This is a genomic window from Streptomyces sp. NPDC045998 (genome assembly GCF_056430285.1).
Window position 1 is genome coordinate 50,342 of record NZ_JBWKLJ010000006.1, and the last position, 25,797, is coordinate 76,138.

Below are 25,797 nucleotides of genomic sequence, written 5' to 3' on the forward strand. Positions count from 1 at the left end.
GTGGGGACGAGCGAGAAGGATGCCGATCATAACCAGCCAGGGAAAGAAATGGAGCCGTTGCCTCCCTTGATGGTTTCTGGTATGCGCCTCCGGCGGCGCGCCGCCACGCACCGGTCCCGGGCCCCTGTCGAGAACAGGTCGATCAGGAGATATCTTGATGTCGAGCAATGTTGCAGACGTGGAGCGGAGCACCCGGTGACTGACTCGACCATCATCTATACGCACACTGACGAGGCCCCGGCCCTGGCGACCTACTCGTTCCTGCCCGTGGTGCAGGCGTATGCCTCGACGGCCGGTGTCACCGTGGAGACGCGTGACATCTCCCTGGCGGGCCGGATCATCGCGGTCTTCCCGGAGCACCTGCAGGAGGGGCAGCGCATCGACGACGCCCTCGCCGAGCTGGGCGACCTGGCCAAGACCCCCGAGGCCAACATCATCAAGCTGCCGAACATCTCGGCGTCCATCCCGCAGCTGAAGGCCGCCATCGCCGAGCTGCGCGAGCAGGGCTACGCGCTCCCGGACTACCCGGACGACCCGAAGACCGACGAGGAGCGCGAGATCCGCGCCCGCTACGACAAGGTCAAGGGCAGCGCGGTCAACCCCGTCCTGCGCGAGGGCAACTCCGACCGCCGCGCTCCCGCGTCGGTCAAGAACTACGCGAAGAACCACCCGCACCGCATGGGCGCGTGGAGCCCCGAGTCGAAGACGAACGTCGCGACCATGGGCCAGAACGACTTCCGCTCCACCGAGAAGTCCACGGTCCTCGCCCAGGACGACACCCTGCGCATCGAGTTCGTCGGCGAGGACGGCACCACCACCGTCCTGCGCGAGTCGGTCCCCGTGCTCGCGGGCGAGGTCGTCGACGCGTCGGTCATGCGCGCCGCCGCGCTGCGCGAGTTCCTCTCGGCCCAGGTCGAGCGCGCCAAGGCCGAGGGTGTGCTGTTCTCCGTGCACCTGAAGGCCACGATGATGAAGGTCTCCGACCCGATCGTCTTCGGTCACGTCGTACGCGCCTTCTTCCCGAAGACGTTCGCGAAGTACGGCGAGGCGCTGGTCGCCGCCGGCCTCTCCCCGAACGACGGTCTCGGCGCCATCCTCAAGGGCCTCGACGGCGTGCCGCACCTGGGTGCCGAGATCAAGGCGTCCTTCGAGGCCGAGCTCGCCGAGGGCCCGGAGCTCGCGATGGTCGACTCCGACAAGGGCATCACCAACCTGCACGTGCCGTCCGACGTCATCGTCGACGCCTCCATGCCGGCCATGATCCGCACCTCCGGCCACATGTGGGGCCCGGACGGCCAGGAGCACGACACCCTCGCGGTCCTGCCGGACAGCAGCTACTCCGGCGTCTACCAGGCCGTGATCGACGACTGCCGCGCCCACGGCGCCTTCGACCCGTCGACCATGGGCTCCGTGCCGAACGTCGGCCTCATGGCGCAGAAGGCCGAGGAGTACGGCAGCCACGACAAGACCTTCGAGATCGCCGGCAACGGCACCGTCCGCCTCGTCGACCAGGCCGGCAACGTCGTCCTGGAGCAGCCCGTCTCGGCCGGCGACATCTTCCGCGCCTGCCAGACCAAGGACGCGCCGATCAAGGACTGGGTCAAGCTCGCCGTCACCCGCGCCCGCGCCACCGGCGACCCGGCGGTGTTCTGGCTCGACGAGACCCGCGCGCACGACGCCCAGCTGATCGCCAAGGTCAAGCAGTACCTCACGGAGCACGACACCGAGGGCCTGCAGATCGAGATCATGTCCCCGGTGGAGGCCACGAAGTTCTCCCTGGAGCGCATCCGCCGCGGCGAGAACACCATCTCCGTCACCGGCAACGTGCTCCGTGACTACCTCACGGACCTCTTCCCCATCCTGGAGCTGGGCACCAGCGCCAAGATGCTGTCGGTCGTCCCGCTGATGAACGGCGGCGGCCTGTTCGAGACGGGCGCCGGCGGCTCCGCGCCCAAGCACGTCCAGCAGCTGGTCAAGGAGAACTACCTGCGCTGGGACAGCCTGGGCGAGTTCCTCGCCCTCGCGGTCAGCTTCGAGCACCTCGCGAACACCACGGGCAACGCCCGCGCCAAGGTGCTCGCCGACACGCTCGACCGCGCGACCGGCACCTTCCTCAACGAGGACAAGTCGCCGTCCCGCCGCCTCGGCGGCATCGACAACCGCGGCAGCCACTTCTACCTGGCCCTGTACTGGGCCCAGGAGCTGGCGAAGCAGACCGACGACGCGGAGCTGGCGAAGGCGTTCGCCCCGCTCGCCCAGACGCTCACCGACAACGAGCAGAAGATCGTCGACGAGCTGATCGCGGTGCAGGGCAAGCCGGTCGAGATCGGTGGCTACTACCACCCGGACCCGGCCAAGTGCGCCGCCGTCATGCGCCCGTCGGAGACGTTCAACCAGGCGATCGCGACCCTGGGCTGACGTCCTCGGCGTCGCAAGGCGACGCCCACGGCGTACCGCGTGTTCCGCCCCGGCCAGGCATTCCGCCCGGCCGGGGCGGACCCGTGTCCGCCCCCGGGGGGGCGCTCAGAGACCGGACCGGATGGTCACGCGCGGGCCCGGCGGCGGACCCGCCACGACCACCAGGGCCGGGCGCAGCAGATGGTCGCCGACCGCGTACCCCGGCCGCAGGACGACGGTGCACGTGGGGAGGTCGAACCAGCCGCACGGGTGGTACGAGACGGCCTCGTGCACCACGGGGTCGAACGCGTCGCCCACCGCGCCCACGGGCCGCAGGCCCAGCGCGGTCAGCTCCGCTTCCAGCGCCCGCGTGACCCGCTGGAAGCCGCCGGTCACCTCGCCCTGGTCGGTGGCCGCGTCGAGGGCGTCGAGCACCGGCAGGAGGCGGGTGAGGACGTTGGCCACCGCGATCTCGTGGACGGCGGCCCGGTCACGGTGCACGCGCTTGCGGTAGTTGTCGTACTCGGCCTTCAGTCGCTGGAGGTCGGCCGTGCGTTCGCGCAGGGCCGCCTGGAGTTCGGCGTCCCGGAGCGCCGCGAGGCCCTCGGAAGGCCGGGACGCGGGAGCGCTGTCCCGGGGCGCGTCGGGCCGCCGGCCCGTACCGGTGATCATCAGCGGCGGGCCGGGGCCGCGGGAGACGTCGGTCAGGCGGTTCACCCCGTGTCCCCCTTCGGCTTGTCGTCGTCGACGATCTCGGCGTCGACCACGTCGTCCGCACCGCCCTGGGCCGCGCCCGGAGCCTCACCGGCACCGGCGGCCCCGCCCGCGGCCTGGGCGTCGGCGTACATGGCCTGGCCGAGCTTCTGGGAGACGGCCGCGACCTTCTCGGTGGCGGTGCGGATCTCCGTGGTGTCCTCGCCCTTCAGCTTCTCCTTCAGTTCGGCGAGCGCGGACTCGACCTCGGTCTTCACCTCGCCCGGGACCTTGTCCTCGTTGTCCTTGAGGAACTTCTCGGTCTGGTAGACGAGCTGCTCGCCCTGGTTGCGGGTCTCGGCGGCCTCGCGGCGGCGGTGGTCCTCCTCCGCGTACTGCTCCGCCTCGCGCATCATGCGGTCGATGTCGTCCTTCGGCAGCGAGGAGCCGCCGGTGACGGTCATCTTCTGCTCCTTGCCCGTGCCCAGGTCCTTGGCGGTCACGTGCATGATGCCGTTGGCGTCGATGTCGAAGGAGACCTCGATCTGCGGGACGCCGCGCGGGGCCGGCGGCAGGCCCGTCAGCTCGAACATGCCGAGCTTCTTGTTGTACGCCGCGATCTCGCGCTCGCCCTGGTAGACCTGGATCTGCACCGACGGCTGGTTGTCCTCGGCCGTCGTGAAGATCTCCGAGCGCTTGGTCGGGATCGTGGTGTTGCGCTCGATGAGCTTGGTCATGATGCCGCCCTTGGTCTCGATGCCGAGGGACAGCGGGGTGACGTCGAGCAGCAGGACGTCCTTGACCTCGCCCCTGAGGACACCGGCCTGGAGCGAGGCGCCGATCGCGACGACCTCGTCCGGGTTCACACCCTTGTGCGGGTCCTTCCCGGTCAGCTCCCTGACCAGCTCGGTCACCGCCGGCATACGCGTCGAACCGCCCACCATGATCACGTGGTGGATGTCGGAGAGCTTGATGCCCGCGTCCTTGATCGCGTTGTGGAAGGGGGTCTTGCAGCGCTCCAGCAGATCCGCGGTGAGCTGCTGGAACTGGGCGCGCGTGAGCTTCTCGTCCAGGTGCAGCGGGCCCTCGGCGGACGCCGTGATGTAGGGCAGGTTGATCGTCGTCTCGGTCGCGGCCGACAGCTCGATCTTGGCCTTCTCGGCGGCCTCGCGGAGGCGCTGGAGGGCCATCTTGTCCTTGGACAGGTCGATGCCGTGACCGTTCTTGAACTGCTTGACCAGGTGGTCGACGACGCGCTGGTCCCAGTCGTCACCACCGAGGTGCGTGTCGCCGTTGGTGGCCTTCACCTCCACCACGCCGTCGCCGATCTCCAGCAGCGACACGTCGAAGGTGCCGCCCCCGAGGTCGAAGACGAGGATCGTCTGGTCCTCCTTGTCCAGGCCGTAGGCGAGCGCCGCGGCGGTCGGCTCGTTGATGATGCGCAGGACGTTCAGGCCCGCGATCGCGCCGGCCTCCTTGGTGGCGGTCCGCTGCGCGTCGTTGAAGTACGCCGGGACCGTGACGACCGCGTCCGACACGTCCTCGCCCAGGTACGCCTCCGCGTCCCGCTTCAGCTTCTGCAGGACGCGTGCGGAGATCTCCTGCGCGGTGTAGCGCTTGCCGTCGATGTCGCCGTGCTCCGGGAACCGCCAGTGCGCGTCGCCCACGTGGCGTTTGACCGAACGCGCGGTCCGGTCCACGTTGGTGACGGCCTGCCGCTTGGCCACCTCGCCGACCAGCACCTCGCCGTTCTTCGCGAAGGCGACCACCGACGGCGTGGTCCTCGCGCCCTCGGTGTTGGTGATGACGGTCGGCTCACCGGCTTCCAGAACGCTGACCACGGAGTTCGTCGTACCGAGGTCGATACCCACTGCACGTGCCATGGGGAGCGCACCTCCTCACGATCTGGATAAAACACCGCGAATGCCATGTCAAGGCCGGTCCGATCCGACGCGGCGCCGGGCCCCTGATGATGGACCGCCGACGGGGGTGCATACTTCGCTGCGGCGCGACCCCTTACGACACATGAGGAGCAGCCATGGCCGAACAGCCCGCTGCGGAGAAGACGACCTTCAAGCCGGTCTTCGAGGTGGGGCCGTCCCATCGGGAGCAGGCGCGGGGCATCGAGGGCGCGTTCCAGCACGCCATCGCCCCGGCGACCGTGAACTTCGACTTCGGGGAGATCAGCCGGGCGGCGAGCGCCATCCCGAACGGCTCCACCGTGAAGATCATCCGCGGCTGGGGCCTCCAGGAGACCGCACCCGTCAGCGTCATGGTGCTCTCCCTCACCGAGGCCGTGCGCCAGGCGCTGGGGCAGCCGTTCGCCAACGAGAGCTTCTGGGCGAAGGTCGAGGAGGCGTTCACCGGCGCCTTCGTCGGCCTGGGGGAGCAGGAGGGCACGCACCTCTCCTTCTACGAGGAGGGCGAGGACCGCACGAGCTACTACTACAACGTGCTGTTCGCGCTCCAGGACGAGGAGACCGGCGACCACCTGTACGCCGTCGCCCTCTGCCTCAACGCGACGCTGGGGCTGGGCGGGGAGAAGCTGCGGGCGCTGAGCGTGGGCGACACCGCGCAGTGCCACCTGCGCGTCAACGCCATCGCCGTACGACAGCCCCTGGAGACCGCCGGTACCCCGGCCTGACCCCGTCCGGCCTCCGGCCTCCGGCCGCCGGCCCGCCCCCGGGAACCCCGGGGCGGGCCGGTCCCGCCCCGTGATCGCGTACGCGTCAACACGCGCTATGATCACGCCCGGCAAGGCTGTAGCGCAGAGGTCGTCGCGCCCACGCAGCGAGCAGGAGGACGTCGGTTCGAATCCGACCGGTCTTGCCACCCTTAGTCGTGTTAGTCGTGGAAGAACGTCGATGGCGTCGGTTCGTCCGGAGCGGCGGGCGGACGGCGATGCCGGTTCCGCCGGGCCCCGGACTCCCGGCGCGGGACCGGTGGAGTGGTGATGACGCAGCCAACGCCCGTACGCTGCCCCGCGATCGAGCACCCGGACATTCCCCTCGCCGACCCGGCGGACCTGGGACCGGTGCTCGACCGGCTCCGCTCGGCGCGGCCCGTCGAGACCGACGAGACCTTCCCGCTCGGCACCGTACGCGCGGACGGCCGCGTCGACCTGTGCAAGCAGGGACTCGGACCGGCGGGCGCCGCCCGCCTGATGCCCGTCGCGGCCTCGTCCCCGCACGCCGCGCACATCCTGCTCGGCACCAACTCCATCGGGGACGACGGCGCCCGCACCGTCGCCGACGCGCTCGCCGACGGGTCCCACGGCCTGCACACCCTCTACCTCGGCTGCAACCGCATCGGCCCCCAGGGCGCCGCCGCGCTCGCCGACCGCCTGGCCGCGGACACGGGCGTCCGCGCCCTCTGGCTCAAGCGCAACCCGGTCGGCGACGACGGCGCCCGCGCGCTCGCCGCCATGCTCCGGCGCAACACCGCGCTGCGCACCCTCGACCTCGTCAACACCGGCCTCACCACCGACGGCCTGCGCGCCCTGCTCGACGCCCTCACCGAGCGGCCCCGGCCCGTGGAGCGCCTCTTCCTCGGCGGCAACGGCCTGACCGCCGACGCCGCCCCGCTGCTCGCCGCACTCATCCGCGACGCGGGCGTACGGGAGCTGTACCTGCCCGCCAACCACCTCGGCGACGAGGGCGCCGCCGTCCTCGCCGCGGCCGCCGCCGACGCGACCAGCCCCGTCCACCTGGGCCTCGGCGGCAACGGCATCGGCCCCGCCGGAGCGCGCGCCCTCGCCGACGCGCTCGGCTCCATCGAGTCCCTCGACCTCGGCCGCCCCCGCTCCGAGCGCAGCCTCGGCGCCCCCGCCAACGCCACCGGCGACGACGGCGTACGCGCCCTCGCCGCCGCCCTGCCCGGCAGCCCCCTGCGCCGCCTGGAGCTCGGCCACACTGGCCTCACCGGCCGGGGCGCCAAGACCCTGCTCGCCGCCGTACCCGACCACACCCCGCTGGAGTACGTCGGCCTGGGCCCCGGCCTGCCGCGCAAGGTGAAGCGTTCCTTCGCCGCGCGCCTGCGGCCCGCCGCCCGCACCCACCCCGACCTGCGAGCGATAGGGAGCGTCTACCGGTGATCGCCCTCGCGGCCGACGAGGCGGCCTCCTGGCGGGGCATCCGCCGCTACGCCGTACCCCGGTGGATGATCGAGCGCGCCACCGAGCACCGCCTGGCCGGCGACTGGGCCGCCGCCTGCGCGACGGCCAACGTCCGCGTCGCCTTCGACCTCGCCGAGGCCGCCGCCGCGTACGGCGCCGACGTCGCCGCCGCCGTCGAGGAGGACCTGCGCCACCTCGCGCCGGACCTGCTGCGCTGGCACCTGCCCCGGCTGCTCGGCGGACGCACGACCCTCGAGGCGGGCCTGACCGTCCTCCTCTCCCGCCACGGCGCGCCCGAACTCCCCGACGTACCGCACCTCCAGATCACCACGCCCGCCATGGCCTACGGGCCGCAGCGGCTCACCCTGCGGCTGAGGCCCGTGCCCGACGGCGCCACCCTCGTGGACTGGACGACCGCACGGCACCTGTGGGACGCGCGGTACGCCGCCGACCTGCGCGAGCGCTGCGGCGGCGGCCCCGACCGGGCGCCGTTCCTCCACCCCGACGGCACGCCCCGCACCACCGCCGAACTGCCCGCGACCGACCCGGGCCCCGACGACCCGGCGGCCCGCACCGAGTGGCTCGTCCTGCACCACACGGCGGGTGACCTGGAGGACGCCTTCGCCGCCGCGGGCATCGAGCTGGACCTGACTCCGCCGCCCACGAAGAACTACCGGTCCGCCATCAATCCCGTAGGGGTCCTGGCCGGCCTTCCGCTCAACCTCGCGCGGCTGAAGCCCGAGGCACGCGGGCTCGCCGACGCGCTCGGCACCGACCGCCTCCAGATCCTCCACGGCTGGAGCAGCGCGGTGCACCTGGAGCTCACGCCCGACGGCGGCCTGCGGGTGAGCGTCGCCGAGCGTCCCCGATACGGTCCCGGAGACCTCCCGAAGCTGCCCGAGGCCCTGTGGCGCCTGCCCGCCGACATCGCCCTGCTGCGGGCCGGCGGCGTCGAACCCCGGCACCTGCACCCGCTGGTCGCCGCGTCCCTGCTGCCCGGCCTGCCGCCGGCGGACGGCCCCGTCGGACCGCCCGGCCCGACCGCCCCCGAGCCCGTACGGGTCCGGTGCCGTGGCGAGTGGCACCAAGTGGTCTCCCGCGACGGGGAGCTGAGCATGCCGCACACCGAGGAGGAGCGGCAGCGCGAACGCGCCCTGCGCGCCTTCGGCGGCGCCGTCGCGGGCTGCTTCGCCGCGCAGCAGGTGTGGACGTCCGGCGAGGGCCGCCTGCCCCGGGCCCTGCGCGCCCAGCGGCAGGAGTTGTTCCTGCGGGCCCAGCACGGCGACACCCCGGGCGTCCTGGAGCTCCTCGACGCGGGCGTCGACCCCAAGGTGCGCGACGGCGGCAGGCGCACGCTCCTGCACATGCTGCCGCACCTCGACCACGAGACGCTGCTGCCCCGGCTGCTGGCGGCGGGCGTCGACCTGGAGGCACGGGAGCTGCTGGACCGCACGCCCCTGCTCACGGCGGTGGTGGAGCGCGGGTCGCCCGCCCTGGTGCAGGCGCTCGTCGACGCCGGGGCCCGCCTCGACGTCGTCGACAGCATGGAGCTGTCGGTGGAGCAGTTCATCATGCAGTACCAGCGGGCCGACCTGGCGTTCCTCAAGGAGCGGCTGGAGGAGGAGCACCCCGGCCTCGGCGCCGACTGGTGGGAGGACTTCGACGGCGAGGAGATCGAGGACTGGTGAGCACCACCGACCGCACCACCGGCCGTGAGGCCGGCCGCACGGACTACCACGAGGCCCACCGCGCCACGGACCGCCCCGTCACGGACCGGGTCCCGGGCCGCGCCCCGGGCGCCGACGGCGTGCCGCGCCGCGCCGCCGACCCCCTCGCCGCCGCCGACGCGCTCAACCGCAGGCTGAGCGCCACCCGCACCGAGCCCTCCGCCAACCCCCAACTGGAGGCCCTCGCCCTCGCGGTGACGGCCAACCAGCCCGTCCTGCTGTGGGGCGAGCCCGGCATCGGCAAGTCGGCCGGACTGGAGCAGCTCGCCGCCGGTCTCGGCCTCCCGCTGGAGACCGTCATCGCCAGCGTCCACGAGCCGTCCGACTTCGCCGGCCTGCCCATCGTCGGCGACGACCCCGCCACCACCGGCGTTCCCATGGCCCCGCCCGACTGGGCCGTGCGGCTCGCCAAGGCAGGGCGCGGGCTGCTGTTCTTCGACGAGCTGTCCTCCGCGCCGCCCGCCGTGCAGGCCGCGCTCCTGCGCGTCGTCCTCGAACGCCGCGTCGGCAGCCTGGTCCTGCCCGAGTCGGTACGCATCGTCGCCGCCGCCAACCCGCCCTCCAGCGCCGCCGACGGCTGGCACCTCAGCCCGCCGCTGGCCAACCGCTTCGTCCACCTCCACTGGACGCACGACCCGCGCACCGTGGCCCGCGGCATGGCCGGGACGTGGCCGGCGATGACCGTTCCCGTCGTCGACCCCGCCAAGGCGCCGGGCGCGGTCGCGCGCGCCCGCGGCGCGATTTCCGGCTTCCTCACCGCCCGCCCGGGCCTCGCCCACCACATCCCCGGCGACGCCGAGGCCCGGGGCCGGGCCTGGCCGTCGCCCCGCACCTGGGAGATGGCGCTGCGGCTGCTCGCCGCAGGGTACGCCACCGGCGCCGGGCGCGAGGCGGTGGCGGCGGCGCTCACCGGCGCGGTCGGCGACGGCGCGGGCATCGAGCTGCTGTCGTACCTGGAGCACCTCGACCTGCCCGACCCCGACCGGGTCCTCGCCGACCCGGACGCCTTCTCCCTGCCGGGCCGCGGCGACCGGCAGCTCGCCTTCCTCATCGCGATCGTGTCCGCCATCCAGAGCGACCTCACCCGCGAGCGCTGGGAGGCCGGCTGGGCCGTGCTGGCGAAGGCGGTCGACGCGGGCGTGCCCGACGTGGCGGCCCGTGCCGCCGTGGACCTCGCGGCCCTGCGGGACACCGCCTGGCCCGTACCGCCCGGCATCGACGGCTTCCTGGACCTGCTCCAGCTGTCCGGCGCCCTGCCCGGCAGCGGCTGAGGCCCCCGACGTGGCCGCGCCGCGCCTGGACACGACGAAGCTGCTCGCCGCCCGCTACCGGGCCGCGAGCGACCGCCCCTACCTCGCCTCCGCGCTCTACGCGCTGACGGTCGTGCCCAGCCGCGACGTACCCACCATGGGCGTGGACCGGCACTGGCGGTGCTACGTGTCGCCCGCCTTCGTGGAGGCGACGCCCGTCGCGGAACTCGCCGCCGTCTGGATCCACGAGGTGGCCCACCTGCTGCGCGACCACCACGGCCGGGCGGGCCGGCTCCCCGCCGCCGACCAGCGCGACCACCACCGCGTCAACGTCGCCCAGGACTGCGAGATCAACGACGACCTCCTCGCCGACGGCCTCCCGCTCCCGGCCGGCCGCATGGAGCCCCGGCTCTTCGGCCTGCCGACGGGCAGGCTCTTCGAGGAGTACGTGACGACGCTGCCGCCCGACGTCCGCACGCACGACTGCGGCTCCGGCGCTCACGGCAAGCCGCTGCCCTGGGAGCTGCCCGGCACCGACGGCAGCCCCGCGCGGCTCGGCGAGGCCGAGGCGCAGGCGCTGCGGCGGCACACCGCCGAGGCCATGCGCGCCCACCGGCGCAGCCGCGGCACCCTGCCCGCCGGCTGGCAGCGCTGGGCCGACGAGGTCCTGGAGCCCACCGTCGACTGGCGCCAGGCCCTGCGGGGAGCGGTGCGCGAAGCGGCCGCCTGGGCGGGCGGCGCCGTCGACTACACCTACCGCCGCCCCTCGCGCCGCACCCCCGCCCTGCGCGGGGTCGTCCTGCCGAGCCTGCGCCGCCCGCTGCCGCGCGTCGCCGTCGTCATCGACACCTCGGGCTCGATGGGCGACGACGACCTCGCCGCCGCGCTCGCGGAGATCACCGGCGTGCTGCGGGAGGTCGGCGTACGCGGCAACCGCGTCACCGTGCTCGCCTGCGACGCCGACGTGCACGCCGTCTCGCGGGTGACGTCCACCGACCAGATCGCCCTCGGCGGCGGTGGGGGCACCGACATGCGCGTCGGCATCGCGAGCGCGCTCGCCGCGCCCGACCGGCCGAACATCGTCATCGTCCTCACCGACGGCTTCACCCCCTGGCCCGACGAGACGCCCTCCTGCCGCCTGATCGCCGCCCTCATCGGCGCGGACGCCCCCGAGCCGCCCGCCTGGGTGGAGACCGTACGCGTCCCCGGGGGCTGAGCGGGGCCGAACGGGGCTGAACCTCACAGCTGTCCGGGGCCCACGCCGCCTTGGAGGCGTTCCAGATCCGACGGTCGCACCTGGATGACCAGGACGGCGATCAGCGCGGCGACCACCGTGAACACCGCCGCCAGGATGAACGCCGCCGAGACGCCGGACGTCAGCACCTGGTCGGCCCACGGCGGCGGCAGCTCGTGCGTGCGCTGGAAACGCAGCCGCTCCGCGGGCGTCGCCTGGGCCAGGTACGCCGGGATCTGCCGGTTCGCCTCGTTGGAGCTGGCCGTGCCGAACATCGTCACCAGGATGGACAGACCGAGGGAACCGCCCACCTGCTGGGTGGCGTTGAGCAGCCCGGACGCCGCCCCCGACTCGTGGACGGGCACGTTCGACAGCGCCATCAGCGTCAGCGACACGAACTGCATCCCCATGCCCATGCCGAAGACGAGCATCGGCCCCAGGACGCTGCCCAGGTAGGTGGAGTGCACGTCGGTCAGCGTCAGCCAGGCCAGCCCCGCCGCACACAGCAGCGCGCCGACCACCATGAACGGCTTCGGTCCGTACTTCGGCAGCAGCTGCGAGGCGACGCCCGCGCCGACCGCGATGATCGCGCTGATGGGCAGGAACGCCAGCCCGGCCGCCAGCGGGCTGAAGTCGAGGACGTTCTGCACGAAGAGCGTCAGGAAGAAGAACATGCCGAAGATGGCGGCGGCGAGGCTCAGCATGATCCCGTACGTGCCCGCCCGGTTGCGGTCGGCGAACATGTGCAGCGGCGTGATCGGCTGCCGCGACCGCCGCTCCACGAGGACGAAGACCACCAGGGCCACCACCGCGGCGGCGAACGACGCCACGGTCAGCCCGTCGCCCCAGCCGTCCTGAGCGGCGCGGATGAACCCGTACACCAGCAGCACCATGCCGAGCGTCGAGCTCAGCGCGCCCGTGACGTCGAAGTTGCCGGGATGGCGCTCGGACTCGCGGATCCAGCGGGGAGTGGCCAGGACGATGAGCAGCCCGATCGGCACGTTGACGAAGAACACCCAGCGCCAGTCGAGCCACGAGACGAGCATGCCGCCCGCCAGCAGGCCGATGGCCCCGCCGCCCGCCGACACCGCGGCGAAGACGCCGAAGGCCCGGTTGCGCTCCCGGCCCTCCTCGAAGGTCGTACTGATCAGGGCGAGCGAGGTCGGCGAGGAGATGGCCCCGCCGACGCCCTGCAGCGCCCGCGCGGCCAGCAACTGCCCGCCGTTCTGGGCCAGTCCGCCCAGCAGTGAGGCGAGGACGAACAGCAGCACGCCGAAGACGAACACCCGCCGCCGGCCGAGGATGTCGCCCGCGCGGCCGCCGAGCAGCAGCAGGCCGCCGAAGGTGAGCGTGTACGCGTTGACCACCCACGACAGGTTCGTCGTCGAGAACTCCAGCGAACGCTGGATGTGCGGCAGCGCGATGTTCACGATCGTGATGTCGAGCACCACCATCAGCTGGCACGACGCGATGACGAGGAGCGCCATGCCCTTGCCGCCGCCACGTCGACGGGCGGCGGCGGACTCGGTCCCTGAGGTCAGTGGCTTGCCGTTCACCCATTCGACGGTACGACCGGGGCGGAGGCGTCACCACTCGATCAAGGAGGACCGGGGCCGGGGCCGGGGCCTCAGGGGCAGGCGCCGTCGGCGAGGCTGTACCAGCCGGTCGGCGACTCCTTCAGGGTGTGCGTGACGAAGGTGTTGTACAGGCCCATGTTCTGCTGCGAGCCCTTTGCGAAGGCGTAGCCGCCGTTCGTCGTGGCGCGACCGGCCTGGACGTGCTGGTAGTTGCTGCTCGTCCAGCACGATGCGGGCACCGGGTCCGGGCCGGGACCGGGGCCGGGGCCGGGGTCCGGCGGGGGCGTCCCGCCGCCCGCGTCCGTCAGGCCGAAGAACGCCGCGATCCAGTGGCTGGAGCAGATCGAGTCGAGGAAGTACGCGGCCGACGTCGAGCCGCACTGCCGCTCCCCGGTACCCGGATCGACGGGCGTGCCGTGGCCGATGCCCGGAACCCGGTTCACCTCGACGGTGACGGACCCGTCGGCCGCCGCGTACTCCTCGTGGCGCGTCGCGTTGGTGCCGATCAGGGACGTACGGGTGGGGGTCTGTCCCAGCCCGTGCACGGCGGTCCACTGGTCGCGCAGCTCGTCCGCGTTGCGCGGCACGACCGTCGTGTCCCGGTCTCCGTGCCAGACCGCGACGCGCGGCCACGGCCCGGTCCACGCGGGGTGGGCGTCGCGCACGCGTTGCGCCCACTGGGCGGGCGTCAGGTCCACACCGGGGTTCATGCAGGAGTACGCGGACGCCACGTCCCGGGCGCAGTCGTACGGCAGCCCCGCGACGACGGCCCCGGCGGCGAAGACGTCCGGGTAGGCGGCGAGCAGGACGGACGTCATCGCGCCCCCGGCGGACAGCCCCGTGACGTACACCCGCTTCGGATCGGCGCCGTACGACGCGACGGCGTGCGCGACCATCTGACGGATCGACGCGGCTTCGCCCTGGCCGCGCCGGCTGTCCGAGGTCTGGAACCAGTTGAAGCACTTGTTGGCGTTGTTGGCCGACGACTGCTCCGCGAGGACGAGCAGGAACCCGGCGCGGGCGGCGAGTTCGGGAAGCCCGGAGTGGTCCGCGTACGCCTGCGCGCCCTGCGTGCAGCCGTGCAGCGCCACCACCAGGGGAGGGTTGGCGGGCAGGGACGCGGGGCGGTGGACGTACATCGACAGCTGCCCGGGGTTGGTCCCGAAGCCGGTGACCGGGGTGAGCGGGACGGCTGCGGCGCCGGCGGCGGGGACCGGCCCGGTCAGTACCGCGGCGACCGCCATGACCAGGACGGCCACGCCGGCCCACAGGCGCTGGGCCGCGCGCAGCGGCGCCTGGGGTGAGAGGGGCGGGTGGGGTGTGTGGGATGCGTGGGGGAGAGGGGTGTGCATGGCGGCTCCTCGATGGCATGCGATGCCCCGGGCGGCCCGCGCCGCGATCGGCCGCGGGCGGCCCGGGTGAGCGGAACCGTAAGTCGCCCTCGTACGACGGTGTATGGCACGGGCCCCCACAGTCCGGTGGCCGCATGCCGACCGCCGGGGGATTGCGCCGGGTGCGGCGCGGCTGCTACGGCCGGTCGGCCTTCGGCGCGGGTGCGGGTGCGGGTGCGGGTGCGGGTGCGGGTCCGGGCCCGGAGGTCGTTTTCCGTTCACCTTCTTTACGCGGGCGCCGTCGCGGAGTAACTTGCCGTCGCAGTAAGGGCTTTCAGAAACTTTCCGTTCATGCTTCCAGTGCCGGGCTTCACAGCCCCGGCACCGGGCCCCTGAGGCGCGTCAGGGAAGAGCGACCCGGCCGACCGCTGCGGCGTCGGCCGCGACCTTTCCTGGAGAGACGTCATGAAACGCACCCCCACACGGCTCCTGAGACGGCCGTGGGCCGCCGCGCTCGCCGCCGGCGCCGCCCTCGGCCTGCTGTCCGCCGTACCGCCCGGTGCCATCGCGCCCGCGACCGCTCCCGCGCCCGCGCCCGCTCCCGCGCCCGCGGCGGCCACGGCCGGCAACACGGCCACGGTCTTCTACTTCACGAAGACCAGGAACTGGACGCGGTACCACCTGCATTACGCGCCCGACGGCGGCGCCTGGACGACGGTGCCCGGTCAGCGGATGGAAGCCGCCTGCACGGACTGGGCGAAGGCCACCGTGTCCCTCGGCACGGCCCAGGGGCTCCAGGCCACGTTCACCGACGGCGCGGGCGTATGGGACAACAACGGTGGCAAGAACTACGACCTCGGAACGGGTGGCATCACCGTCAAGGACGGCGTGATCGCCCACTCCGACCCCTGCTCCGGCTCCGCCCCCGGCCCCTCGCCCACCCCGGGGCCGGGCAACACCGCCACCGTCTACTACTCCACCCGGACACTCGGCTGGACGACGGCCAACATCCACTACCAGCCCGCGGGCGGCGGTTGGACCGCCGTACCCGGGACCGGCATGCGGGCCGCGTGCGCCGGCTGGTGGAAGGCATCCCTCGACCTGGGGGCGGCCACCTCGATGAGGGCCGCGTTCAACAACGGCAACGGCGTCTGGGACAACAACAAGGGCGCCGACTACACCCTGCCCGCCGGGGTGACGACCGTCGCCGACGGCACCGTCACCAAGGACGCCAAGGACCCCTGCGCCGCCGAGGTGCCCGACACGCAGGCGCCCACCGCGCCCACCAAGGTCACCGCCCGGGCGGACGGCGTCTCCGTGGTGCTGACGTGGGAGCCGGCCACCGATGACCGGGGCGTCACCCGGTACCAGGTCACCCGCACCGGAGGCACCCGGGGCACGGCGGTGACCGACGTCGGCTCCACGGTCCTCACCGACGCGAACCTGGAGGAGAGGACGGCGTACACCTACACCGTGAAGGCCGTCGACGCCGCCGGCAACGTCTCGGCCCCCTCGGCGGCCGCGACGGCCACCACCGGCGACAGGCCGGCGGCACCCGCGCCCGGCAAGCCGCTGGGCACCGATCCGCGCAAGGACCCCATCTACTTCGTCCTCACCGCCCGCTTCCACGACGGGGACGCGTCCAACAACCGCGGCGGCGGCCAGCACGAGAAGTCGGGCAACGCGGCGAACGACGACCCCATGTTCCGCGGCGACTTCAAGGGTCTGGTGCAGAAGCTCGACTACATCAAGGGGCTGGGCTTCTCCGCCGTCTGGGTCACCCCGGTGGTCCTGAACCGCTCCGACTACGACTACCACGGCTACCACGGCTGGGACTTCTACCAGGTCGACCCCCGCCTGGAGTCCGCCGGAGCCTCCTACCAGGACCTGATCAACGCCGCCCACGCCAAGGGCATGAAGATCTACCAGGACGTGGTCTACAACCACTCCTCCCGCTGGGGCGCGAAGGGCCTGTTCGTCCCCACCGTCTACGGCGTGCGCGACTCCCAGTGGAGCTGGTACTACGACGAGAAGCAGGCCGGCTTCGAGTACGACGGCCTGACCGTCGAGCCCAAGAGCGGCAAGTCGTACTACAACGGCGACCTGTGGTCCACGGCGGAACCGGCCGGCAACACCTGCGTCAACTGGGGCAGGCCCACCGGCGGCAAGAGCGCCGAGGGCTACACCGTCTACAACTGCCAGTGGCCCAGCCCCACCTCGGGCATGTTCCCCAAGGACCTCTACCACGGCTGCTGGATCGGCAACTGGGAGGGCGAGGACTCCCGTTCGTGCTGGCTGCACGAGGACCTCGCCGACTTCGACACCGAGAACGCGCGCGTGCAGAACTACCTGATCGGCGCCTACAACAAGTACATCGACATGGGTGTCGACGGCTTCCGCGTCGACACGGCCGTCCACATCCCGCGCACCACCTGGAACCGCCGCTTCCTGCCCGCCATCCAGGAACGCGTCACGCAGCGGCACGGCGCCGAGGCCGCGAAGAACTTCTTCGTCTTCGGCGAGGTGGCCGCCTTCGTCAACGACAAGTGGAACCGCGGCTCGGTCAACCACTCCGCGCAGTTCTTCACTTGGAAGGAGCGCAAGGAGTACAGCGCCGACGACGCCGCGGCCGCGCTGGAGATGTACGCGTACGAACAGCAGGCGGGGCCGACGGGCCAGCCCACCTCCGCCAACGCCTTCCTCGACGGCAACACCTACCGGACCCCCGACCACAGCCGGTCCTCCGGCATGCACGTCATCGACATGCGCATGCACATGAACTTCGGCGACGCCCTCAACGCCTTCCACAACGGCAAGGACTCCGACGACAGCTACGACGACGCCACCTACAACGTCGTGTACGTCGACAGCCACGACTACGGACCCAACAAGGGCGCCGAACGCTATGCCGGGGGCACCGACGCCTGGGCGGAGAACATGTCGCTGATGTGGACCTTCCGCGGCATCCCGACGCTCTACTACGGCTCGGAGATCGAGTTCCGGAAGGGCAAGAAGATCGACTGCGGTCCGGCCTGCCCGCTCGCCACCACCGGCCGGGCCTACTTCGGCGACCACATCACCGGTGACGTGAAGGCGTCGGACTTCTCCCAGGTGGCCTCCGCCACCGGCGCCGCCGCCACCACGCTGGAACAGCCCCTGGTCAAGCACGTACAGCGGCTGAACCAGATCCGCCGGGCCGTCCCCGCCCTCCAGACGGGCCAGTACTCCACCCAGGGCATCACCGGCGAGATGGCCTTCAAGCGCCGCTACACCAGCGGTACGACCGACAGCTTCGCCCTCGTCACCGTCACCCACGGCGCCACCTACACGGGCATCCCCAACGGCACCTACACCGACGCGGTGACCGGCGACACCCGTGTCGTCACCGACGGCAGGCTGACCGTGGCGGCCCCCGGCAAGGGCAACCTGCGCGTCTACGTCCTGGGCGGCCCGGGGAGGATCGGGACGGCCGGGCCCTACCTGAAGTAGCCCCGCCGAGAGCCGCTACGCGGCGAGTACGGTGAGCGCGGCCAGCTCGCCGAGACGGGCGGCCGCGGTGCGCCAGGCTTCCGTGACCGCGTCGTGCGCCTGCGCCGTACGCGCGGCGCGGTCGCCCGTCAGCACGATCGGCGCCCCGACATGGACGTGCAGGGCGGGGCGGCGGACCGGCGCCGTGAGCACGCCCGCCAGCTGCTTGGCCCCGCTCCCCGACATGACCCGGCGCGCCCCGGCCTGCCCGACCGGCACGACGGGCGCGCCGGTGCGTTCGGCGAGCCGCGCCAACCCGCTGCGGAAGGCGGCCGGCGCGGCTTCCGCGGCGCCCGCGCGCGGCGGGATGCCGCCCTCGGGGTAGATGAGGACCACACGCCCTTCGTCCAGCGCGGCGGCGGCGAGGTCCAGTGCCCGCGCGGCCCGCCGGTCCCCGCGGTGCACCGGGATGTGACCCTCACGGGCGAGCGCGCCGCCGAGGAACGGTACGCGCCACAGCCCGGCGGCCGCCATGACCACCGGCTCGGCCCCGAGCCGGCGCAGCGCCGCCAGCACGATGGCGGGGTCGGCGAGCGAGGTGTGGTTCGCCGCCACGATGCTTCCCGGCGCGATGGCGGCACCGGTGCCGCCATGAGCGCCGCGGCAGGCGCCGCCGCCGGCGCCCCCGTCCGCGTCGGACGACACGGACAGGCGTCCGACCGTGGGCACCAAGGCGTGGGCGAGGCGGCTGAGCATGTGGTTCTCCCGGTCTCGACGATGTGACCCTCATCGTCGGCGAGCCGGGAGCGGCGGTCCTGAGCACGCGTACTCAGATCCCGCCGGGTACCTCGGGCCGTCAGGTGCGCGGCGTACGCAGGGACGCGGGAGTGGGGCCTTCGGGCCGGACGGTGATGCCGTACGACGTCTTCGGGGGAACGGAGTCGAAGGCCACGGTATGGGCCGGAAGGAGGTGCTCGAGCAGCACGGTCGTCTCCCGCAGCGCGAACTGCGCACCGAGGCAGGCGCGGGGCCCGAGGCCGAAGGGGAGGTAGGAGCCCGGCCGGGTCGGCCGGCCGTCGGGTGTGGTGAAGCGCCGGGGGTCGAACCGCTCCGGGTCCGGCCACAGAGCGGGGTCCCGGTGCGTGAGGTAGGGGCAGACCAGGAGGTCGGTGCCCGCCTCGACGGCGTAACCGGTCAGGGTGTCCGCCCGGGCCGCGTGGCGCGGCAGGATCCAGGCGGACGGGTAGAGCCGCAGCGTCTCGTGGATCAGGGCCTGGATCGCGCGGCGGCGTGGCGCCGACCCCTCCGCCCCGGCGGCGAGGGCCTGCTCGCGGTGGCCGGGGTGGCGGTCGAGCAGCAGGTAGAGCCAGGTCAGGGTGGTGGCGGTGGTCTCGTGCCCGGCCACGAGCAGGGTGACCAGCTCGTCGCGGACCAGTGCTTCGGTGTACTCCGGGTGCTCGCCGGCCGCGTCGAGCAGGACGCGCAGCAGGCCCGGCCCGTCGGGCCCGGAAACCCCGCGGCGGGCGGCCTCGATGGCGCACCCCGCGACCGCGTCGATCCGCGCGAGGTCGGCGGCGACGGCCTCCCGGGCGTCGGCGGCGTCGGAGGGCAGGGTCGGCAGGGCGGCGACCACGGCCGTCACCGAGACCAGCCGGTCCTCGGTCTCGTCGTCGAGGGCGTACCCCGTGAGCGAGCGCCAGATCGAGTCGAGGGCGAAGCGGTGCATCTCCCGCCGGACGTCGAAGGTCCGGCCGGTACGGGCGTACTCCGCCCAGCGCCCGGCGGTCGTCCTGGCGGCGCCGGTGATGCGCGCCTCGTAGCGCCGCATGCCGGTGCCGGTGAACTGCGCCTGGAGCACGCGGCGCTGGCGCTTCCACGCCTCGCCGCTGGCGGAGAGCACCCCGTCGCCGACGAGCAGGCGGGCGCGGTGGGAGCGCTTGACGTAGGCGTCCGGGTGGTGGGCGAGGACGTGCTGGACCGCCGCGGGCCCGGTGACGAGGACCGTGGGCGCCGGGCCGATGCGGAACGCCGCGACGCCACCGAGCCGCTCGCGCACGTCGGTCAGGAGGTCGACCAGCTCGCCCCCTCGGGAGCGCCACCGTTCCACCAGCTCCGGCTCGGCTTCGGGGACCGGTCGCCCGGCTCCGGGTGTGTCCGGGAGGGAGTCCGCACTGGCTTCGGTGGCCACAGTCTTTCCCCTGTTCGACGGCTCGGACCAGACCCTCGGACGCGGCGGCGCCGGGGACCGTACGGGACAGAGGTACCCCGGCGGCGGCCCGTCCTACGCCCTCAGCTGCGCAGCGCGGCGAGTTGGCGGTTGAGTTCGGCCAGGAACCGTACGACCACCCCCAGCTCCTCGCGGGTGAAGCGGCCGCGCGCCGCGTCCGTGCCCTGGGCGAGGGGCCGGAAGTAGTCCTGGGCGAGGCGCCTGCCCGCCTCGGCGTAGTGCAGGTGCACCACCCTGCGGTCGTCGGCGGCCCTCACGCGCCGGAGGTGGCCCGCCTTCTCCAGCCGGTCCAGGCACGCGGTCATGGCGCCGGAGGTGAGGTTGAGCTGCTTGCGCAGCCTGCCGGGCGTCATCGGCTCGGAGTCGCCGTCCCGGTCGCCGTCCAGGACCGCGATCAGCGCCTGGACATCCGTCAGGTGCAGCCCCTGCGCCTGTGCGAACTCCTGGGCGATGCGGTTGAACTCGCCGTTCATCTGGCGCAGCAGTACGGCGAACGCCTGCAGGCCGGTCGGATCGTCCGAAGGAACCGGGGAAGGAGGGGTGTCAGGACTGCGCATGCCTTCAGCATATGATCTCTTCATCATCAAGATAATCGATGGTTGAGACACTTTCTCAACCGGTCCTTCAGGCTGGGGTTTTCCTTCCGATGAGAAACACACCGCGCTGGCCCCGGTGGCTGGTCCCGCTCGTCCTCCTGATCGTCTGGCTGGGCGTGGGCGGCACCCTCGGCCCCTACGCGGGCAAGCTGGGCGAGGTGTCCACCAAGGACCAGGCCGCGTTCCTGCCGCGCAGCGCCGAGTCCACCCGCGTACTGGAGGCGGGGAAGGCGTTCGACCGGACCGGGACGGTCCCCGCGATCGTCGTGTGGACGGCGGAGGGCGAACAGGTCGGCGCGGCGCAGCGGCAGGCCGCCGCCCGCGCGGTCGAGGGACTGGCCGGCCGCCCCGGCGTCGGCGGGCGGCCCTCACCCGCGCTGGTCTCCGAGGACGGCGAGGCGATGCAGGCGGTCGTGCCGCTGGAACGGAACCTCGGCGACGAGCTGCCCGCCGTACTGGACCAGGTCCGCGAGGCGGCCGAGGCCGTTCCCGGCACCTCCGTGCACATCGCCGGGCCGGCCGCGAGCCAGGCCGACCTCTCCGACGCGTTCGCCGGCATCGACGGGCTGCTGCTCGGGGTGGCGCTCATCGCCGTGCTGCTGATCCTGCTGCTCGTCTACCGGAGCGTGCTGCTCCCCCTGGTGATCATCCTGGGGGCGGTGTTCGCGCTGGGACTCGCGTGCGCGGTGGTCTACGCGCTGGCGCAACGCGACCTCGTACGGGTGGACGGGCAGGTGCAGGGCATCCTCTCCATCCTGGTCATCGGAGCCGCCACCGACTACGCCCTGCTGGTCACCGCGCGCTTCCGCGAGGAGCTCGCGGTACGGAAGGACCCCGTCGCCTCCGTACGGGCCGCCGTACGCCGCTCGTTCGGCGCCGTGGTCGCGAGCGCCGCCACCGTGGCGATGGGCCTGCTGGCCCTCCTGGCGAGCGACCTCACCAACAACCGCGCCCTGGGACCGGTCGGCGCCATCGGCATCGTGTGCGCGGTCCTGTCCGTGCTGACGTTCCTCCCCGCGGTGCTCGCCCTGCTGGGCCGCGCGGCCTTCTGGCCCTCCCGGCCCAAGCCGTCGGACGCCACGGTGGAGGGGCACGGTGTGTGGCGGCGCGTCGCCGCGCTGGTGGACCGCGCGCCACGGCGGGTGTGGGTCTCCACCGCCGTGGTCCTCACCTTCTTCGCGGCGCTGTCACCCGGGCTGTCCTCCAAGGGCGTCCCCCTCGACGAGATCTTCGTCAACGACGCCCCGTCCGTGGCCGCCCAGCGCACCCTCGGCGAGCACTTCCCCGGCGGCTCCGGCAATCCCGCGATGATCATCGCGCGCGCGGACCGCGCCGGGGAGGTCGTCGCCGCCGCGCGGGACACCGAGGGCGTGGCCGCCGCAACCACCCGCTCGGCGTCCGGTCGGCCGGACGGCCCGCCGCTGGTCGTCGACGGGCGCGTACGCATCGACGCCACGCTGGCGGACGCGGCGGACGGCGACGCCGCCAAGGACACGATCCACCGTCTGCGCGAGCGCGTCCACGCCGTGCCGGACGCGGACGCCCTGGTCGGCGGCTACACGGCGCAGCAGTACGACACGCAGCGGACGGCCGCCCGGGACCGGTCGGTCATCGTGCCCGTCGTCCTGGGCATCATCCTGCTCATCCTGGTGGCGCTCCTGCGCTCGCTGCTGGTTCCGGTGCTGCTGGTCGCGACGGTCGCGCTCAACTTCCTGGCGACCCTCGGCGTATCGGCGCTGGTCTTCGAGAACCTCCTCGGCTTCAGCGGAACGGACGCCTCGGTGCCGCTCTACGGCTTCGTGTTCCTGGTGGCGCTGGGCGTCGACTACAACATCTTCCTGATGTCACGCGTACGGGAGGAGGCGCTCGCCCACGGAACCCGGCAGGGCGTGCTGCGGGGCCTGACGACCACCGGCGGCGTCATCACCTCGGCGGGCGTCGTCCTCGCGGCCACCTTCGCCGCGCTGATGGTCATCCCCTTGGCGTTCCTGGTGCAGATCGCCTTCATCGTCGCCTTCGGCGTCCTCCTCGACACCCTGGTCGTCCGGTCCCTCCTGGTGCCGGCGCTGGTGATCGACACCGGCCCGAGGGCGTGGTGGCCGAGCGCCCTGACCCGGAAGCGCTGAGGGCCGGCCGCGGCGCTCACCGACGGCCCGGCGCGCCCCACGGGCCGTCGGGCACCAGGGCGCGCAGCACGTCCGGCAGCTGCGGCGGCTCGATGGGATCCGACAACGCTCCCAGCTCGGGCCAGGGGACCCAGGCGTGCGTGTCCAGGCTGGCCAGTTCGGCGGGGAGCAGACCGGACCGTGACAACGGGGGCCGCTCCTCGGTGAAACGGGCCACGAAGAAGAGCTCCGTGCCGGTGTGGTGCCTGCCGTTCCACCACGTGTCGCGGTCGACCGGCACCGACCGGTCCAAGACGGCCGCCGGGTCGAGCCCGGTCTCCTCGGCCAGCTCGCGCCGCGCCGCCACGAGCGGCGTCTCACCGGACTCGATCCCACCGCCGGGCGGCTCCCAGAGCCGGTTTCCGGAGTGCGGATCACGCCAGCGCATCAACAGCAGGCGGTGGGCGGCGTCCAGGCATATGACCCGGGTGGCGGGCCGGTGCGTCGTCTCCATCCGCCGACCCTACGCGACGCGGCGGGCGTGCGAACGCCCGCCGCGGGGGCGGTACTTCGGCTCAGCGGGGGAGCACCGTCATGGGGACGCGGTCGGGGTGGGCCACCGCGGAGGCCACCTCGCGAGGGGTGTGGCCGGGAACGGGCCGCAGCTGCCAGCGGGCGAGGATCGTGGCCAGCGCGATCGTCGCCTCCGTCCAGACGAAGGCGTCGCCGATGCACTTGCGGTTGCCCGCGCCGAACGGGATGTACGCCTGTCGCGGGATCTCCGCCCGGCGCTCCGGCAGCCAGCGGTCGGGGTCGAACCGCTCGGGCTCCTCGTACAGATCCGGGCTCCGGTGCATGGCGTAGAGGCTGAACGCCACTTCGGTGCCGACGGGCAGGCTGTGCCCGCCCAGTTCGACGGGGGCGGTGGTACGGCGCATCAGCATGGTGACGCCGTGCAGCCGGATCACCTCGTCGAGCACCCGCCGGACGGCGACCAGCCGGGGGACGTCCTCGATGGCGACCGGGCGGTCACCGACGACCTCCTCGATCTCGGCCACCAGCTGCTTTTCGACGTCCGGGTGGCGGGCCAGTTCGTGGAAGGTCCAGGCGAGCGTCGACGCCGTGGTCTCCGCCCCGGCGAAGAGGATCGTGCTCAGCTCGTCCCTGACCTCGGTGTCGGTCAGCGACTCGCCGGTCTCGGTGTCGCGGGCGGCGAGCAGCACGGTCAGCAGGTCGTTGCGGTCGGTGGGCCCCGTCTCCCGGGTGGTGGCGACGACTTCGTCGATCACCTTCCGCAGGGTCGCGGCCGCCGTGTCGAAGTCGCGGTTGGCGCGGATGGGCAGCCGGTCCAGGAACTTGGGGGAGGCCGCCCGTATCAGCATGTTCTTCAGGACGACGGGCAGGTTCTCGCGCACAGCCTCCACCGCGGGCAACCCGATGTCCAGGGAGAACAGCGTCGAGGCGAGCGTCTCGATGGCGTACTCGGCCATCGCCTGCTCCAGCTCGATCTCCTGGCCGGCCGTCCAGGAGTCCGCCAGGGCACGGGCGTTGTCGCTCATGATCTCGGCGTAGGCGGTGATGCGCTGCGGGTGGAACATGGGCTGGATCAGCCGGCGGTGCTTGCGGTGCACCTCGCCACCGGCCGTGGCCAGGCCGTTGCCCGCGAGCGGGCGCAGCCGGTCGAAGAGCCTGCCCTTCTCGAAGCTGCGGGCCTGTCGGACCGTCACCTCGTGGATGAGCTCGGCGGACGTGGCGATGTAGACGGGCATGGTGCCGAGGTTGACCTGGACCAGGTCGCCGGTCTCCCGCAGCGAGGTGAGGAAGCCGAGGGGATCGCGCCACAGCTTCAGGGCGTGTCCGAGGAGGGGGACGGCGCCGGGGGCGCGGGGAACGGAGGCCACAGCGGTTGTCACCGGAGAATCCTTTGCTGCGGGAGGGTCGAGGCGGCCGGGAGGCTCCACCACCAGGCGACCACGGGGATGCCGAGCGGTTCGGTGCCGGCGTCGGTGGGCCGGTCGCTGAAGACCGACGGCATGTGCGCCGGGTCGTCCGGCGTGGTGTAGCGCACGGAGCTGATGCCCCAGTCCTGGGCGCCCCGGATGAAGCTGGCCAGGCTCGCAAGGTACCGGCGCAGCTGCGGGCTCCCGTTCCGGGAGAGGTGTTCGGTGAGCCGCAGGAACAGGCACATCACCCGGTCCCGCTGTGCGATGGCGGTGGTCAGGGCGTCCTGCGGGGTGAGCTTCTCGTGGTGTTCCAGGACGCGCAGGACGTTGAGGTAGTAGCCCGAACCGGCCTTCTCCTTGTGGTACGAGAAGATGTCGTTGTCCCAGGTGATGATGAACGACGCCATCTCGGCGGCGGCGCGCACCGCCGTGTGGTCCCGTTCGTGGGGCTGGAGTTCGTAGCCGTACCCCATCTCCAGCATGGGCAGCACCACGGAGGTCGCTCCGTCGTACAGGCGCATGAGGGTGTAGTCGTTCAGGTCGGGCACGGTGCCCGCGCGGCGGTGGGACGCCTCCCAGACGACCGAGAAGAAGTACTCGCGCAGGGCGTCCACCCAGCGGGCCGCCTGCCCGGCGGTGCCGTACCGGTCGACGCGCATGCGCAGGTCGCGCAGGCCCGCGGCGAGGGGGTCGTCCTGGAGGAGGGGGGCCTCGGGGTTCTGGGCGACCCGGAGCAGCTGGTGCAGGAGTCCGGCGAGGTCGCCCGGCCGGTGGCCGAGCTCGCCCTCCTCGCAGTGTCCGTCGTCGACGCCGAAGAGCCACAGCACGAAGTCCGCGAGGAGGGACACCACTTCCTCGCGGCCCTCGGGGAGGATGCGGGCGCAGAACGTGCCGATGTCCTGGCGTACGAGGCGCCCGCGCAGCTCCTCGGACCCGATGCGAAACGTTTCCGCCCAAGCGGCCGTCTGTACGTCTATCTCCGCGTGGCGGGGGTGTATCGCCGGGGGAATGGGGGAGTAGATCGGCGGAACGATGAGCCCGGGGCCCACTGCGGCCTCCCTTGTGACATGGGGGGAGAGGGCGACGTGTGCTCTACCGGCACCGGCGTCACACACGTCTCCCACACCTCAGAGTG

Annotated in this window: 18 protein-coding genes and 1 tRNA gene; 9 read left to right on the top strand and 10 right to left on the bottom strand. The window is 72.8% G+C overall.

Features of this window, described 5'->3' with window-relative positions:
• Positions 1-195 precede the first annotated feature (195 nt).
• Positions 196-2,418 carry an NADP-dependent isocitrate dehydrogenase gene (locus tag AC07FJ_RS18925; RefSeq protein ID WP_479050287.1) on the top strand — a complete coding sequence of 741 codons (2,223 nt, stop codon included), beginning with the start codon at positions 196-198 and terminating at the stop codon, positions 2,416-2,418.
• A 105-nt stretch (positions 2,419-2,523) separates the two neighbouring features.
• Here the strand turns inward: AC07FJ_RS18925 and grpE are convergent, their stop codons facing one another.
• Both grpE and dnaK read right to left on the bottom strand, forming a co-directional pair.
• Complete coding sequence (gene grpE, locus AC07FJ_RS18930; RefSeq protein ID WP_479050289.1) at positions 2,524-3,114, bottom strand: nucleotide exchange factor GrpE; 591 nt, start codon at positions 3,112-3,114, stop codon at positions 2,524-2,526.
• Entirely contained in the window at positions 3,111-4,973 is a 1,863-nt protein-coding gene (gene dnaK / locus AC07FJ_RS18935) for a molecular chaperone DnaK (protein WP_479050291.1), read from the bottom strand. Before dnaK ends, grpE begins: the two co-directional genes overlap by 4 nt.
• Before the next feature lie 155 nt (positions 4,974-5,128).
• Between dnaK and AC07FJ_RS18940 the strand changes: the two genes are divergently transcribed.
• The 6 genes from AC07FJ_RS18940 to AC07FJ_RS18965 all read left to right on the top strand — a co-directional run bounded on the left by AC07FJ_RS18940 (position 5,129) and on the right by AC07FJ_RS18965 (position 11,397).
• Positions 5,129-5,734 carry a Type-2Aa cytolytic delta-endotoxin gene (locus tag AC07FJ_RS18940; RefSeq protein WP_361423359.1) on the top strand — a complete coding sequence of 202 codons (606 nt, stop codon included), beginning with the start codon at positions 5,129-5,131 and terminating at the stop codon, positions 5,732-5,734.
• A gap of 112 nt (positions 5,735-5,846) precedes the next feature.
• Positions 5,847-5,922, top strand: a tRNA-OTHER gene (locus AC07FJ_RS18945).
• Positions 5,923-6,043: 121 nt separating this feature from the next.
• Entirely contained in the window at positions 6,044-7,183 is a 1,140-nt protein-coding gene (locus tag AC07FJ_RS18950) for a leucine-rich repeat domain-containing protein (protein ID WP_479050294.1), read from the top strand.
• Positions 7,180-8,892 carry an ankyrin repeat domain-containing protein gene (locus tag AC07FJ_RS18955; protein ID WP_479050296.1) on the top strand — a complete coding sequence of 571 codons (1,713 nt, stop codon included), beginning with the start codon at positions 7,180-7,182 and terminating at the stop codon, positions 8,890-8,892. The genes AC07FJ_RS18950 and AC07FJ_RS18955 overlap by 4 nt, the downstream gene beginning before the upstream one ends.
• A gap of 119 nt (positions 8,893-9,011) precedes the next feature.
• Entirely contained in the window at positions 9,012-10,202 is a 1,191-nt protein-coding gene (locus AC07FJ_RS18960; protein ID WP_479050847.1) for an AAA family ATPase, read from the top strand.
• 10 nt (positions 10,203-10,212) lie between these two features.
• Positions 10,213-11,397, top strand: a complete 1,185-nt coding sequence (locus AC07FJ_RS18965) for a vWA domain-containing protein (RefSeq protein ID WP_479050298.1) — start codon at positions 10,213-10,215, stop codon at positions 11,395-11,397.
• Positions 11,398-11,420: 23 nt separating this feature from the next.
• Here AC07FJ_RS18965 and AC07FJ_RS18970 read toward each other — a convergent pair whose 3' ends face one another.
• Positions 11,421-12,902: an MFS transporter gene (locus AC07FJ_RS18970; protein WP_479050848.1), complete on the bottom strand. Its 1,482-nt coding sequence runs from the start codon at positions 12,900-12,902 to the stop codon at positions 11,421-11,423.
• A gap of 140 nt (positions 12,903-13,042) precedes the next feature.
• The gene (locus AC07FJ_RS18975) at positions 13,043-14,344 is read right to left on the bottom strand and encodes an extracellular catalytic domain type 1 short-chain-length polyhydroxyalkanoate depolymerase (protein WP_479050300.1); all 1,302 of its coding nucleotides are present in this window, start codon (positions 14,342-14,344) and stop codon (positions 13,043-13,045) included.
• Between the two features lie 444 nt (positions 14,345-14,788).
• On the opposite strand from AC07FJ_RS18975, the gene AC07FJ_RS18980 reads away from it, so the two are divergent.
• Positions 14,789-17,812 carry a carbohydrate binding domain-containing protein gene (locus tag AC07FJ_RS18980; protein WP_479050302.1) on the top strand — a complete coding sequence of 1,008 codons (3,024 nt, stop codon included), beginning with the start codon at positions 14,789-14,791 and terminating at the stop codon, positions 17,810-17,812.
• Positions 17,813-17,827: 15 nt separating this feature from the next.
• On the opposite strand, the gene AC07FJ_RS18985 is transcribed toward AC07FJ_RS18980, so the two are convergent.
• The 3 genes from AC07FJ_RS18985 to AC07FJ_RS18995 all read right to left on the bottom strand — a co-directional run bounded on the left by AC07FJ_RS18985 (position 17,828) and on the right by AC07FJ_RS18995 (position 20,575).
• Positions 17,828-18,547 carry a lysophospholipid acyltransferase family protein gene (locus tag AC07FJ_RS18985; RefSeq protein ID WP_479050304.1) on the bottom strand — a complete coding sequence of 240 codons (720 nt, stop codon included), beginning with the start codon at positions 18,545-18,547 and terminating at the stop codon, positions 17,828-17,830.
• Between the two features lie 100 nt (positions 18,548-18,647).
• Positions 18,648-19,979 carry a cytochrome P450 gene (locus AC07FJ_RS18990; RefSeq protein WP_479050306.1) on the bottom strand — a complete coding sequence of 444 codons (1,332 nt, stop codon included), beginning with the start codon at positions 19,977-19,979 and terminating at the stop codon, positions 18,648-18,650.
• 101 nt (positions 19,980-20,080) lie between these two features.
• Complete coding sequence (locus AC07FJ_RS18995) at positions 20,081-20,575, bottom strand: MarR family winged helix-turn-helix transcriptional regulator (RefSeq protein ID WP_479050308.1); 495 nt, start codon at positions 20,573-20,575, stop codon at positions 20,081-20,083.
• 89 nt (positions 20,576-20,664) lie between these two features.
• Between AC07FJ_RS18995 and AC07FJ_RS19000 the strand changes: the two genes are divergently transcribed.
• Positions 20,665-22,740: an MMPL family transporter gene (locus tag AC07FJ_RS19000; RefSeq protein ID WP_479050310.1), complete on the top strand. Its 2,076-nt coding sequence runs from the start codon at positions 20,665-20,667 to the stop codon at positions 22,738-22,740.
• 16 nt (positions 22,741-22,756) lie between these two features.
• Here AC07FJ_RS19000 and AC07FJ_RS19005 read toward each other — a convergent pair whose 3' ends face one another.
• The 3 genes from AC07FJ_RS19005 to AC07FJ_RS19015 form a co-directional block, all read right to left on the bottom strand.
• Positions 22,757-23,233: an NUDIX hydrolase gene (locus AC07FJ_RS19005; RefSeq protein WP_479050312.1), complete on the bottom strand. Its 477-nt coding sequence runs from the start codon at positions 23,231-23,233 to the stop codon at positions 22,757-22,759.
• A 61-nt stretch (positions 23,234-23,294) separates the two neighbouring features.
• A complete protein-coding gene (locus tag AC07FJ_RS19010; RefSeq protein ID WP_479050314.1) occupies positions 23,295-24,632 on the bottom strand; it encodes a cytochrome P450 in 1,338 nt (445 codons plus the stop codon).
• Positions 24,629-25,711 carry a selina-4(15),7(11)-diene synthase gene (locus tag AC07FJ_RS19015; RefSeq protein WP_479050316.1) on the bottom strand — a complete coding sequence of 361 codons (1,083 nt, stop codon included), beginning with the start codon at positions 25,709-25,711 and terminating at the stop codon, positions 24,629-24,631. The genes AC07FJ_RS19010 and AC07FJ_RS19015 overlap by 4 nt, the downstream gene beginning before the upstream one ends.
• Between the last annotated feature and the right edge of the window lie 86 nt (positions 25,712-25,797).

What these genes read in the sequence shown, in the direction of transcription:
- AC07FJ_RS18995 (WP_479050308.1), bottom strand. Translation starts at nt 20,575, where the DNA reads ATGCGCAGTCCTGACACCCCTCCTTCCCCGGTTCCTTCGGACGATCCG.
- AC07FJ_RS18950 (WP_479050294.1), top strand. Translation starts at nt 6,044, where the DNA reads ATGACGCAGCCAACGCCCGTACGCTGCCCCGCGATCGAGCACCCGGAC.
- AC07FJ_RS19000 (WP_479050310.1), top strand. Translation starts at nt 20,665, where the DNA reads ATGAGAAACACACCGCGCTGGCCCCGGTGGCTGGTCCCGCTCGTCCTC.
- dnaK (WP_479050291.1), bottom strand. Translation starts at nt 4,973, where the DNA reads ATGGCACGTGCAGTGGGTATCGACCTCGGTACGACGAACTCCGTGGTC.
- AC07FJ_RS18975 (WP_479050300.1), bottom strand. Translation starts at nt 14,344, where the DNA reads ATGCACACCCCTCTCCCCCACGCATCCCACACACCCCACCCGCCCCTC.
- AC07FJ_RS19005 (WP_479050312.1), bottom strand. Translation starts at nt 23,233, where the DNA reads ATGGAGACGACGCACCGGCCCGCCACCCGGGTCATATGCCTGGACGCC.
- AC07FJ_RS18980 (WP_479050302.1), top strand. Translation starts at nt 14,789, where the DNA reads ATGAAACGCACCCCCACACGGCTCCTGAGACGGCCGTGGGCCGCCGCG.
- AC07FJ_RS18985 (WP_479050304.1), bottom strand. Translation starts at nt 18,547, where the DNA reads ATGCTCAGCCGCCTCGCCCACGCCTTGGTGCCCACGGTCGGACGCCTG.
- AC07FJ_RS18940 (WP_361423359.1), top strand. Translation starts at nt 5,129, where the DNA reads ATGGCCGAACAGCCCGCTGCGGAGAAGACGACCTTCAAGCCGGTCTTC.
- AC07FJ_RS18970 (WP_479050848.1), bottom strand. Translation starts at nt 12,902, where the DNA reads ATGGCGCTCCTCGTCATCGCGTCGTGCCAGCTGATGGTGGTGCTCGAC.